A 12,481-nucleotide genomic window follows, 5' to 3' on the forward strand; every position below is an offset into this window, starting at 1 on the left:
CTCCCGGGAGACCGGCCGTCAGCCGGTCGCGATGAAGACGTTCTTGGTCTCGGTGAAGGCGTCCAGGGCGTCCGGGCCCAGCTCACGGCCGAACCCGGACTGCTTGAAGCCGCCGAACGGGGTCCAGTAGCGGACCGCCGAGTGGGAGTTGACGGACAGGTTGCCCGCCTCGACGGCACGCGCGACGCGCAGCGCCCGGCCGACGTCACGGGTCCACAGCGAGCCCGCCAGCCCGTACACCGTGTCGTTCGCGATCCGTACGGCGTCGGCCTCGTCCTCGAAGGGCCGCACGCTCACCACCGGACCGAAGATCTCCTCGTCCCAGGCGCGGCCCGTCCCGGTCAGCACGGTCGGCGGGAACCAGAACCCCGGCCCGTCCGGGCAGCTCCCGCGGAAGGCGACGCCGTCACCGGTGAAACCGCGCACCTTCTCCCGGTGCGCCGCGCTGATCAGCGGTCCCACTTCGGTGTCCTCGGTGCGCGGGTCGCCGACGCGCACGCCGCGTACGGCCGGTTCCAGAAGTTCCATGAACCGGTCGTACACGCTGCGCTCCACGAGCACGCGCGAGCGGGCGCAGCAGTCCTGCCCCGCGTTGTCGAAGACGGCGTACGGCGCCGTGGCGGCGGCCCGCTCCAGGTCGGCGTCGGCGAAGACGATGTTGGCGCTCTTGCCGCCCAGCTCCAGCGTGAGCCGTTTCACCTGGTCCGCGCATGACCGCATGATCTCCTTGCCCACGCGGGTCGAGCCGGTGAAGACGACCTTCCGGACGTCCGGGTGCGCGACGAGCCGCCGTCCCGCGACCGGCCCCTCACCCGGCACCACCTGGAGCACGCCCTCGGGCAGCCCGGCCTCCAGGGCGAGCTCGCCGATGCGGCGCGCGGTCAGCGGCGTCGCCTCCGCGGGCTTGACGACCACGGTGTTCCCGGCGGCGAGCGCCGGGGCCATGCCCCAGCCCATGACCGGCATCGGGAAGTTCCACGGCACGATGAGGCCGACCACGCCGAGCGGCTCGCGGAACGTCACGTCCAGCCCGCCCGGCACGGGGATCTGCCGGCCGAACAGCCGCTCCGGCGCGCCCGCGTAGTAGTCGAGCACGTCGCGGACGTTCCCGGCCTCCCAGCGTGCCTGGCCGATCGGGTGCCCGGCCTCGGCCACCTCCAGGTCCGCCAGCTCCTCGACGTGCTCGTCGACGGTACGTGCGAAGGCGCGCAGCAGCCGGGCACGGTCGCCGGGCGCGACGTTCCGCCAGGTGGCGTACGCCTCGCGGGCGCGCGCGACCGCGGCGTCGACCTCCTCGGCGCCCGCCATCGGCACGGCCGCGACGACCTCCTCGGTCGCCGGATTGATCACTTTGAAGTCGGCCACGCGATCCCCCCGGTCAGGTGCGCTCGAAGTTGCGGAACAGCTCCCAGTCGGTCACCGCGCGGTCGTAGGCGGCCAGTTCGACGTTCGCGTTGTTGGCGTAGTGGTCCACGACCTCGTCGCCGAACGCCGCGCGGGCCAGGTCGCTGTCGGTCCAGTCGGCGGCGGCCTCGCGCAGCGTGGCGCGCACCTGGGCGGCGCCGGAGGTGTAGGCGTTGCCCTCGTAGGCCTCTTCCAGCGGCAGCTCGTTCTCGATGCCGTGCAGACCGGCCGCGATCAGCGCGGACACGGCGAGGTAGGGGTTCACGTCGCCGCCGGGCACGCGGTTCTCCACGCGCAGGGACGGTCCGGAGTGCCCGACGAGGCGCAGCGCGCAGGTGCGGTTGTCGCGCCCCCACTTGATCGCGGTCGGCGCGAACGAGCCCGGCGCGTACCGCTTGTAGGAGTTGACGTTCGGGGCGTACAGGAGCGTGAAGTCGCGCATGCAGGCGAGCTGCCCGGCGATGAAGTGCGCACCGATCTCCGACAGGCCGTGCGGGCCGTCGCCGGCCATGATCGGGGTGCCGTCCCGGTCCCGCAGCGAGATGTGGATGTGGCAGGAGTTGCCCTCCCGCTCGTTCGGCTTGGCCATGAAGGTGATCGAGCTGCCCTCCTGGGCCGCGATCTCCTTCGCGCCGGTCTTGTAGAGCACGTGGTTGTCGCAGGTGCTGAGCGCGTCGGCGTACCGGAAGGCGATCTCGTGCTGGCCGAGGTTGCACTCGCCCTTGGCCGACTCGACGTACATCCCGGCGCCGTCCATGGCGTTACGAATGCGGCGCAGCAGCGGCTCGACGCGCGACGTGCCCATGATCGAGTAGTCGACGTTGTACTGGTTCGCCGGGGTCAGGCCGTGGTAGCGCCGGTTCCAGGCCTCCTCGTAGGTGTCCTGGAAGACCAGGAACTCCAGCTCCGTGCCGACGTACGCGCCCCAGCCGCGCTCGGCGAGCCGGGCCAGCTGGCGGCGGAGGATCTGCCGGGGCGACGCGACGACGTCGGTGCCGTCCCGTTCTTCACCCCCGTGGCTACGCCCCTCCGCCCCCCAGGCGAGATCGGCGAAGACCAGGGCGGAGCCGGGGTGCCAGGGCAGCCAGCGCAGCGTGGGCATGTCCGGGCGCATGACGAAGTCGCCGTAGCCGCGCTCCCACGAGGACATGGCGTACCCGTCGACCGTGTTCATGTCGACGTCCACCGCGAGCAGGTAGTTGCACCCCTCCGAACCGTGCGCGACCACCTCCTCCAGGAAGTACCGGGCGGACAGGCGTTTGCCCTGCAGCCGTCCCTGCATGTCGGTGACGACGATGAGGACCGTGTCGATCCGGTCCGCCTCCACCTCGACCCAGAGTTGTTCCAGCGTGAGCAGACCTCGGTTCGGCACGATGGCGCCCTTCGGGGGAGAGGCCATTGCTTGAAAGGCCAATGGTGTTATTTGTGACCATTGAGAGCCCTGAGCCGTGGCCGTGTCAAGACTCGCGCGTCAGGTACTGCGCGGTTTGTCCCAGGTCAGGGAGTAGCGCCAGAGGAGATGCCGCCGGAACCGGCAGCCCGGCAGCAGGCGCTGCGCGTCGCGGCGGATCTCGCCCCAGCTCATGGCCGGATCCTTCATCGGCAGCCCGTCCGGCTGGGTCTTGCCGCCGTTGCGGCGCCGGTGCCAGGAGGCGGCCGGGACGCCGGCGCCGCTCAGGATCCAGTCGAGCGGCGTCCCGTTGCGGGCGAGCCCGACGATCACTGCCCGGCCGCCCGGAGCGAGCAGGCGCTCGACCGCCGCGAGCGCCGGCGCGAAGTCGACGTGGTGGATGACCGCGACGGCGCTGACGAAGTCGAACCGGCCCTCGCCGAGCGGCTCGCGCTCGTGGTGCAGGAAGTCCGCCTCGGCGAACGTCACGTTGTCCAGGCCCTTACCGCGTTCGCGGGCCAGCCGGACCATCTCCGCCGAGACGTCCACGCCGACGACCGTGTCGCTCCGCCGCGCCAGCCGCCGGGCCAGCAACCCGTCGCCGCAGCCGATGTCGAGCGCGGCGTCGCAGCCCTCGGGAACCGCGCGGAGTACGAGCGGGTGGTAGTGCACGTTGTGGTTCCAGTACTCCTCCGCCATCGGCGCACCCTATCGAGGGGGCGTCCGCCCATCCGGGACCGAACAAAATTCGGGCACCCTCTTGACGCGATCTTCGGTCGCTCGCAGACTTCCGGAACAACATCAGGCCGCTGGACTGCCCTTGTGTTTCCAATGGGTTAAGGACAGGCCATGGTCACGAGCCTCGAGGAGGCACTGATGGCCACCCACCTCGATGACGACGCCAAGAGACTTGCCGAGCTCGGCTACACACAGGAGCTGGAACGCTCCTGGAGCGGCTTCTCCAACTTCGCGATCTCCTTCTCGATCATCTCCATCCTGTCCGGCTGCTTCACCACCTTCGGGCAGGCGTGGAACAACGGCGGGCCGGTCGCCATCACCTGGGGCTGGCCGTTCATCTCGGCGTTCATCCTGATCATCGGCTTCTGCATGTCCGAGCTGGTCTCGGCCTATCCCACGGCCGGCGGCATCTACTGGTGGGCGGCGACCATGGGCCGGCCCGTGCACGGCTGGTTCACCGGCTGGCTCAACCTCATCGGCCTGGTCGCGGTGACCGCCTCCGTCGACTACGGCTGCGCGACCTTCCTCAACGTGCTCCTCGGCATGCTGCACAAGGGCTGGGACGGCGGCCTGAGCTTCGTCTTCCTGCTGTTCCTGATCGTCCTGGTGCTGCACGCGCTGATCAACATCTTCGGGCACCACCTCGTGGCGGTCCTGCAGAACGTCTCCGTGTGGTGGCACGTGTTCGGCGTCGCGGCGATCGTGCTGATCCTGGTCTTCGGCCCGGACTCACACCAGAGCCTGTCGTTCGTCCTCGGCCACCGGATCAACAACTCCGGGTTCTCGAACGGCATGTACTGGTTCTACGTGCTGCCGCTCGGCTTCCTGCTGACCCAGTACACGATCACCGGTTTCGACGCGTGCGCGCACGTCTCGGAGGAGACCCGCGGCGCGGCGCTCACCGCCGCGAAGGGCCTGTGGCGCTCCATCGCCTACTCCGCGGTCGGCGGCTGGATCCTGCTGCTGTCGTTCCTGTTCGCCGCGACGGACGTCAAGGGCATCGACGCCCAGGAGGGCGCGGTCACGGCCATCTTCACCACCGCGCTCAGCCCGGCCCTGGCCAAGGTCGTCGTCGCGATCTCGGTGGTCGGCCAGTTCTACTGCGGCATGAGCTGTGTCACGAGCATGTCCCGTATGACGTGGGCGTTCTCCCGCGACCGCGGCGTCCCCGGCTGGCGGCTGTGGTCGAAGGTCGACCGCAACCGCACTCCGGTGAACGCGATCGTCATGGGCTGCGTGGCGGCGCTCGTGCTCACCCTGCCGGCGCTGTACAAGAGCCCGACCGGCACGCCCGTCGCCTTCTACGCGGTCGTGTCGATCGCGGTGATCGGCCTGTACCTGGCCTTCCTCATCCCGATCTACCTGCGCCTGCGGATGGGTGACCGGTTCCGGCCGGGACCGTGGACGCTGGGGTCGAAGTACCGGGTGCTCGGCTGGATCGCCGTCATCGAGATCATCGTGATCTCGATCTACTTCATCATGCCGCTCGCGCCGGCCGGCGTGCCCGGCGACAAGGCCTGGAGCTGGAGCGCGGTGAACTACGCGCCGATCGCGCTCGGCGCCGTACTGCTGCTGGTCGGCGGCTGGTGGGGGCTCTCGGCCAGGAACTGGTTCACCGGCCCGCGCCGTACGGTCGACGGCGTCGCGGAGTCCCTCGAACCGGGCGACCTGGACGCGGGCCCCGCGACCGCCTGACCGGCCGTGGGCGGCGTCACGGCCGGCTCGAAGCCCGGCCGGCCGTGACGCGGGCGACGAAGCCCCTCGGTGCACGCGGACTCCGGATCACGGACTCGCCTCATGGCGGCCATGGTCCCAGCCCGGTTCCGGGCCGCCCACGGCTCGCTACGCTGAGCCGCATGAGCGAAGGCGGCCCGCGTTGAGCGACCGGCCGGCCGACGTCACGACCTCGGCGGTCTTCCGCCCGGTGCGCGAGGGGAACGCCTTCGAGGAGACCGTGGAGCGGCTCCTCCAGGCCGTCAAGCTCGGCGTGGTCGGTCTCGGCGAGCGGCTGCCGCCCGAACGCGAACTCGCCCCCCGGCTCGGGATCAGCCGGGTGACGCTTCGCGAGGCGATCCGCGCGCTCCAGCATGAGGGGTACGTCGAGTCGCGGCGCGGGCGCTTCGGCGGCACGTTCGTCACGTACCGGCCGCCCGAGCCGCGCAGGGGCGACCTCGAACGCGTCGCCGCCGGCATGGGCGACCGGCTCAACGACGCTCTGGTGTTCCGCATGGCGGTCGAGACCGGCGCGGCGCAGGCGCTGGCCGCGCGGCGGCTCGGCGACGAGCAGGTCGCCCGGCTGCGGCAGTGCCTGCGCGAGACCGACACCGCGGCGCCCGCCGACTACCGGCGGCTCGACACACGCTTCCACCTGACCATCGGCGAGCTGACCGGCTCACCGACGCTGGCCGCCGCGTGCGCCGACGCGCGCATGAGGCTCAACGACCTGCTGGGCGCGATCCCCGTGCTCCGGCGCAACATCGAGCACGCCGCGGTCCAGCATGCCGCCATCGTCGACGCCATTCTGGCCGGTGACCAGGACGCCGCGCGCCGGGCCGTGGCCGAACATCTTGAAGGCACCGCGGCACTACTGCGCGGCTTCCTGACATGAGTTTGCCTTCACGGCATACGCTTGTCCGACTGAGGCATCGTTCGTCGGCTCGCCGCCGTTCGGGGCGCCTCCGGCACGACTGATGTGGAGCATTGAATGAGCTGGCTGTTCGTGGTGGGCATCGTCGTCTTCTTCTTCGGACTGCTCGCCTCGATCGCCCTGCATGAGCTGGGCCACCTGTCATTCGCGAAGCTTTTCGGCGTGCGCGTGCCGCAGTACATGGTCGGGTTCGGCCCGACGATGTGGTCTCGGCACACGGGCGAGACCGAGTACGGCGTCAAGTGGATCCCGCTGGGCGGCTACATCCGCATGATCGGCATGCTGCCTCCGCGCAAGGACGACCCGGAGGGCATGCTGCGCGCCTCCTCGACCGGGCGGTTCCAGACGCTGATCGAGTCCGCGCGCGGCGCCTCGCTCGAAGAGGTCGGCCCCGGCGACGAGGACCGCGTCTTCTACAGCAAGAAGTGGTGGCAGAAGGTCATCATCATGTTCGCCGGGCCGTTCATGAACATCGTGCTCGCGTTCGTGTTCATCAGCATCGTGGTGATGGGCATCGGCGTGTCGACGTACCAGCCGGTCATCGGTGAAGTGGCCAAGTGCACGATCCCGGCGGCGCAGGCCGGCCGTGACTGCTCGGCGAGCGACCCGGCGACCCCGGCGGTGCAGGCCGGGCTCCGGCCGGGCGACCGGATCCTGTCCTACGACGGCCACAAGATCTCCTCCTACGACAAGCTCCAGGGGCTGATCCGTGCCTCCGGCGGCCGTACGGTGGCGGTCGTCGTGCGGCGCGGCGGCCAGACGCTCGACCTGAATGTGCCGGTCACCACCAACCAGATGCAGTCGCTGACCGACCCCGACAAGACGGAGAAGGTCGGCTTCCTCGGCATCACGCCGACGAACGCGCGCGAGCGCCAGGGCCCCGGCATGGTGGTCAGCACGATGTCGGACCTGACGACGCGCACGTTCGGCTCGCTGGTCAACATGCCCAAGAAGATGGTCGGCGTCTGGAACGCCGCGTTCAGCGACAAGAAGCGCGACCCCAACGGCCCGATCGGCGTGGTCGGCGCGAGCCGCATCGGCGGCGAGATCGCCGCGTCGCACGAGCCCGGCCTGGACAAGCTGGCGTTCTTCCTGATGATGCTGGGCACGGTCAACTTCGCCATCGGGATGTTCAACCTGGTGCCGTTGCTCCCGCTGGACGGCGGCCACATCCTCGGGGCGCTCTGGGAGGGCGTCAAGCGTGGCGTGGCGCGGCTGACCCGCCGGCCCGACCCGGGTCACGTGGACGTCGCCAAGGCGCTCCCGCTGACGTACGCCATGGCGGCGGTGATCATTACGATGGGCGCGCTGCTGATCTACGCGGACCTGGTGAACCCGGTACGTCTCAACGGCTGACCGGCATTACGCTTCGCTGACCTGGTATTTCCCTTAGGGGCAATCGTCGCCGACGGCCGGAATGGGTCATGATGAGGGCGTACGAACTCGGGGGCGAATCGTGGGGGAGTTCTTCACGCAGCGAATCGTGGATACCGGCAGGTTGCCGCTGTTCTGCTTCTTTGTGGCGTTCATCGTCACGTTCGTGGCGGTACGCATCAACGTGCGGCTCATCCGGGCCAAGGTCCGCTGGTGGTTCAAGAACGTGCAGGTCGGCGACCTGCACATCCACCATGTGGTCTTCGGCGTGGTGCTCATGCTGGTCGGCGGGGTGGCCGCCCTGTCCATCCCGGACGCGTACACGATCTGGTTCGCGGCGGCGGCCAGCGTCTTCGGCGTCGGCGCGGCGCTCGTGCTGGACGAGTTCGCCCTGATCCTGCACCTGCGTGACGTGTACTGGATGGAAGAGGGCCGCGCGTCGGTCGACGCGGTGTTCATCGCCGTGGCCGTGACGGGCCTGATCCTCGTCGGCGTCCGCCCGATCGGCTTCAGCGACGTACGGGACCTGGGCCCGGACCGTACGGTGCCGGTCGGGGTGTTCCTGCTGGTCCTGTCGAACGTGCTCGTCAACCTGGCCCTGGCCATCGTGACGCTGTTCAAGGGCAAGATCTGGACCGGCCTGCTGGGGCTGTTCTTGCCGGTGGTGCTGGTGGTGAGCGCGTTCCGCCTGGCCCGGCCCGGCTCTCCGTGGGCCCGCTGGCGGTACGGGACGGACACGAGGAAGCTCCACCGGGCCCTGCGCCGGGAGGAACGCCTCAGACGGCCCCTGATCCGGGCGAAGATCTGGGTGCAGGAGTTCATCGCGGGCCGGCACGACCTGATCGTCCAGGACCACCGCCGGCGCCACCGCCGCTGAGGCGCGGTCAGAAGGCGGCGGTGGCGCGCACGCTGTCGATCGTGTCCGCCTCCTCGGCGGTCTTGTCGGGGCGGTGGCGGAGGACGCGGGCGAAGCGCAGCGCCAGGCCGCCCGGGTAGCGGGGGCTGCGCTGGACGCCGTCGAAGGCGATCTCCACGACCAGCTCAGGCCGGACGTACACCGTCCACTGGTCGCGCCGCTCCTCCAGGCCCAGGAGGCGTTCGGTCTGCCAGCGGAGCATCTCGTCGGTCAGGCCCTTGAACGTCTTGCCCAGCATGACGAAACCGCCCGACTCGGGGTCGCGGGCGCCCAGGTGCAGGTTGGACAGCATGCCCTGCCGCCGTCCGTGACCCCACTCGACCGCCAGCACGACCAGGTCGAGCGTGTGCCGGGGCTTCACCTTGATCCACCCGGCTCCCCGGCGGCCCGCGGTGTACGGAGTGTCCAGCGACTTGACCAGCACGCCCTCGTGGCCGTGGGCGAGGGCGTCGCCGAAGAACGCGGTCGCCTCCTCCACCGAATCGGTCACCAGACGCGGCATGCGCAGCGGCTCCGGCACGAGCGCCGCGAGCGTCTCATTGCGCTCGGCGCCCGGCCGGTCGATGAGATCGGTGCCGTCGGCGTGCAGCACGTCGAACAGGAACACCGACAGCGGCACGTCCTGCCCGGCGCCGCGACGGGCCACCCGCGCCGACGTCACCTGGAACGGGTGCGGCCGCCCGTCGTCGCGCAGGGCGATCAGCTCGCCGTCGAAGACCGCGGAGCGTACGGGCAGCGCGCCGATCGCCTCCACCGCCTCCGGCAGGCGGGCGGTGATGTCGTCGAGCGTGCGGGTGAACAGACGCACCTCGCCGTCGCGTACGTGGGCCTGCACGCGGATGCCGTCGAGCTTCCACTCGACCGCCGCCGGACTGACCTTGTCCATCGCGGCCTCGACCGACGGGGCGCTGGCGGCGAGCATCGGCTTGACCGGGCGGCCGACCTCCAGCCCGAAGCCGCGCAGGCCCTCGCGGCCCGCCGTGAGCGCCGCCTCGGCCACCGCGAACAGCGAGCCGCGGAACATCGCCGCGCGCCGTACCTCGGCGGCGGGCACCTTCGCCGCGGCGGCGATCGCGTCGGCCATGACCCCGTCGAGCGCGCCCTGGCGCAGCTCTCCCGAGAGCAGCCGGAGCAGGAAACCGTGTTCCTCGGCCGTCGCGCGGGCGAACAAGTCGGCCAGCAGGGCTTTCCGGGTGGCCACGGAACCCTTACCCGAGACTTGGCCGACAGCGGTGAACGCGGCATCCACGTCGGCCAGTGTGAGGGTGGCCTCCGTGGCCGGAGCGGGCCGCTCGCGAAGAACGGCCCAGCCGACGCCGATCTGGCGTTGGGGCAGCTCACCGGACAGATAGGCGACCGCGATGGCCACCTCGTCCGGCGTCGCGAGGCGGAGGCGGTCGGCGAGCAGCTCGCGCTTGGCGAGCCGCGCCGACGTCGCGGCGACCGCGCGTGAGGTTTCGGCGATGTCCGTCAGCAGCACATTCGCATTGTGACTCTGGGGGCCGACAATCGAGACGACCCCCCACCCCCCGAGCGAGGAGCGGCATGGCCTCCCGTCACAGACCGGCGGCACCACCACCATCGACCGAAACCGGCCCTGGTATACCGGCCGGTTCCCCGGTTACCTTCTCAACGAGCGATCGTCCCGGCCCGGCGGCCGGGGATTGGGGAGAGGGATTGGGTCTGCCGCGCCTACCGGAGCCCTTCCACCGGGTGTACTCCCCGCCGGACGCGCCCAAGGCGAAGGCGCGCCGGTCGGGGGTCGTCGGCGCGATCCTCGCGGTGGTCGCCGCGGTGGCGCTGGCCGCCGTGGGCGTCTTCGCCTTCGCCCGCGACGGCGCGCGTCCGAAGGCCGGGTCGACGATGGTCGACCGGCCGCCGCGGTCCGGCGTCTCGACGACGGCGCGGCCGGCGCCGCCCTCCCAGGCGCCGGTGTTCGCGACGATCCCGAACGCCTGCGACGTCCTCCAGCCCGCGACCGTACGCCGGTGGGTGCCCACCGACCGTCCCACCGTCGACAAGATGGGCGCCGAGACCGCCAGCGTCTGCAAGTACTCCCTGTCGCAGGGGCAGCGCTACCGGGCCGTCCAGGTGGACGCCCGCGCCTTCCTGCCCAAGTACATGCACGAACAGGCGACCAGCATGACGATCTGGTCGTACGAGGCGCAGTGGAAGCAGGCCGTCAAGGACCTGACCCCCGACACCCGCTCGCTGCGCCGCATCGGCGGGCTCGGCGACGCGGCGTTCGAGCGCTACTGGATCGACCGGGACGTGCACGTCGCGGTGGGGGAGGCGACGGTCCGCTACCGCAACGTCGTCCTGCGCATGCAGTACACCGAAGAACAGCCGGCGGCGAAGGACCGCGCCGCCAGCGAACAGCGGTGCCTCGCGAACGCCATCGCCGCGGCCCGCGCCGGCCTGCCCGCCTTCCACTAGACAGAAGATTCTGGGGCGCGTCGCCATCCGTCCCATAGGGTGCGAATCATGCGCGATGTTGTCGTCTGTTCCCCTGTCCGTACGCCGGTCGGCCGCTACGGCGGCGCGTTGCGCGACGTGGGCGTCGCCGAACTGGCCGCCACGGCGATCCGCGCCCTGGTCGCCCGTACGGGGATCGAACCCGCCGAGGTGAGCGACGTCATCCTCGGGCAGGGCTACCCGAACGGCGAGAGCCCCGCGATCGGCCGGGTCGCCGCACTCGACGCCGGGCTGCCGGTGGAGGTCGGCGGGTACCAGATCGACCGCCGGTGCGGCTCCGGTCTCCAAGCGGTGATCAACGCCGTCATGCAGGTGGCCACCGGGGCCAGCGACGCGATCATCGCGGGCGGCGCCGAGAGCATGAGCGGCGTGGAGTACTACGCCGACGACCTGCGCTGGGGCCGCCCCGGCGCGGAGATCAAGTTCGCCGACCGGCTGGCGCGCGCCCGCGTCACCGCCGGCGGCCGCGACCATCCCGTACCCGGCGGCATGCTCGAGACGGCGGAGAACGTCCGCGCACAGTACGGCATCGGCCGCGAGGAGCAGGACGAACTGGCGCTGCGATCACACCGGCTGGCCGTCGCGGCCCAGGAGGAGGGCCGGTTCGCCGACGAGATCGTGCCGGTCGAGGTGACCGACCGCAAGGGCACCCAGATGGTCGACCGCGACGAGCACCCGCGCGCGGACACCTCCCTGGAGCGCCTCGCCGCGCTGAAGCCGGTGATGAGGATCGACGGCGCGACCGTCACGGCGGGCAACTCCAGCGGCCAGAACGACGGCGCGGCCGTCTGCCTCGTCACGACCCGCGAGAAGGCGGAGGCGCTCGGCCTCGCTCCCCAGGCACGGCTCGTGTCCTGGGCGGTGGCCGGCGTGCCGCCCCACCTGATGGGCCTGGGCCCGGTGCCGGCGACCGCCGAGGCCCTGCGCCGGGCGGGACTGAGCCTGGACGACATGGATCTGATCGAGCTGAACGAGGCTTTCGCCGCCCAGGTCCTCGGCGTCCTGCGCGAGTGGAAACTGCCCGACCTGGACCGGTTCAACGTCAACGGCTCGGGCATCTCCCTCGGCCACCCGGTCGGCGCGACCGGCGCCCGCATCCTGACGACCATGCTGTACGAACTCCGCCGCCGCGAGGCGAGGTACGGCCTGGAGACGATGTGCATCGGCGGCGGCCAGGGCCTGGCGGCGGTCTTCGAACGCGTCGCCTGAGAGCTCGCCCGTAGCCGCGGTGGTTCCTGTGCGGCGGTGGTTCCTGTGCGGCGGTGGTTCCTGTGCGGCGGTGGTTCCTGTGCGGCGGTGGTTCCTGTGCGGCGGTGGTTCCTGTGCGGCGGTGGTTCCTGTGCGGCGGTGGCTGCTGTGCGGCGGTGGTCCCCGCCCGGAGACAGTCCCCGCCCGCCTCGGGGGGCTCAGCCCACTTCCATTGTCAAGCGCTGGAACCCCCGGCGAAAGACCAGCGGGCGGCTGGGGATAACTCGCGCGGCGACCCCGGCTCTCACGGCGCGCCGCCGCGCCGGTGCCGGCGTGAGGGCGCGGTTCC

The 12,481-nt window shown here is 71.0% G+C and carries 10 protein-coding genes; 6 read left to right on the top strand and 4 right to left on the bottom strand.

Going from position 1 to position 12,481, the window contains the following annotated elements; translation table 11 throughout:
- Positions 1 to 18 precede the first annotated feature (18 nt).
- The 3 genes from QSK37_RS28030 to QSK37_RS28040 all read right to left on the bottom strand — a co-directional run bounded on the left by QSK37_RS28030 (position 19) and on the right by QSK37_RS28040 (position 3,493).
- Positions 19 to 1,365 (bottom strand): aldehyde dehydrogenase family protein, encoded by a 1,347-nt coding sequence (locus tag QSK37_RS28030; RefSeq protein ID WP_285626828.1) that lies wholly within the window; start codon positions 1,363 to 1,365, stop codon positions 19 to 21.
- A gap of 13 nt (positions 1,366 to 1,378) precedes the next feature.
- Positions 1,379 to 2,803 (bottom strand): glutamine synthetase family protein, encoded by a 1,425-nt coding sequence (locus tag QSK37_RS28035; RefSeq protein WP_285626830.1) that lies wholly within the window; start codon positions 2,801 to 2,803, stop codon positions 1,379 to 1,381.
- Positions 2,804 to 2,875: 72 nt separating this feature from the next.
- Positions 2,876 to 3,493: a class I SAM-dependent methyltransferase gene (locus tag QSK37_RS28040; RefSeq protein ID WP_285626833.1), complete on the bottom strand. Its 618-nt coding sequence runs from the start codon at positions 3,491 to 3,493 to the stop codon at positions 2,876 to 2,878.
- A gap of 150 nt (positions 3,494 to 3,643) precedes the next feature.
- Between QSK37_RS28040 and QSK37_RS28045 the strand changes: the two genes are divergently transcribed.
- From QSK37_RS28045 to QSK37_RS28060, 4 genes are all read left to right on the top strand, one after another.
- On the top strand, positions 3,644 to 5,227 hold the full coding sequence (locus QSK37_RS28045) for an amino acid permease (RefSeq protein ID WP_285626836.1): 1,584 nt from the start codon (positions 3,644 to 3,646) through the stop codon (positions 5,225 to 5,227).
- Positions 5,228 to 5,408: 181 nt separating this feature from the next.
- Positions 5,409 to 6,140, top strand: coding sequence for a FadR/GntR family transcriptional regulator (locus tag QSK37_RS28050; protein ID WP_285579921.1), 732 nt, complete (start codon positions 5,409 to 5,411; stop codon positions 6,138 to 6,140).
- A 96-nt stretch (positions 6,141 to 6,236) separates the two neighbouring features.
- On the top strand, positions 6,237 to 7,535 hold the full coding sequence (locus tag QSK37_RS28055; protein ID WP_285626839.1) for a M50 family metallopeptidase: 1,299 nt from the start codon (positions 6,237 to 6,239) through the stop codon (positions 7,533 to 7,535).
- Positions 7,536 to 7,635: 100 nt separating this feature from the next.
- A complete protein-coding gene (locus tag QSK37_RS28060) occupies positions 7,636 to 8,430 on the top strand; it encodes a hypothetical protein (protein WP_285626841.1) in 795 nt (264 codons plus the stop codon).
- A 7-nt stretch (positions 8,431 to 8,437) separates the two neighbouring features.
- On the opposite strand, the gene QSK37_RS28065 is transcribed toward QSK37_RS28060, so the two are convergent.
- The gene (locus QSK37_RS28065) at positions 8,438 to 9,949 is read right to left on the bottom strand and encodes an ATP-dependent DNA ligase (RefSeq protein WP_285579924.1); all 1,512 of its coding nucleotides are present in this window, start codon (positions 9,947 to 9,949) and stop codon (positions 8,438 to 8,440) included.
- A 197-nt stretch (positions 9,950 to 10,146) separates the two neighbouring features.
- On the opposite strand from QSK37_RS28065, the gene QSK37_RS28070 reads away from it, so the two are divergent.
- Both QSK37_RS28070 and QSK37_RS28075 read left to right on the top strand, forming a co-directional pair.
- Positions 10,147 to 10,905: a hypothetical protein gene (locus QSK37_RS28070; RefSeq protein ID WP_285579925.1), complete on the top strand. Its 759-nt coding sequence runs from the start codon at positions 10,147 to 10,149 to the stop codon at positions 10,903 to 10,905.
- A gap of 48 nt (positions 10,906 to 10,953) precedes the next feature.
- On the top strand, positions 10,954 to 12,153 hold the full coding sequence (locus QSK37_RS28075) for an acetyl-CoA C-acetyltransferase (RefSeq protein WP_285626843.1): 1,200 nt from the start codon (positions 10,954 to 10,956) through the stop codon (positions 12,151 to 12,153).
- The last annotated feature ends 328 nt before the right edge of the window (positions 12,154 to 12,481 follow it).

Source organism: Actinoallomurus iriomotensis, from assembly GCF_030269445.1.
GTDB lineage: Bacteria > Actinomycetota > Actinomycetes > Streptosporangiales > Streptosporangiaceae > Actinoallomurus > Actinoallomurus iriomotensis.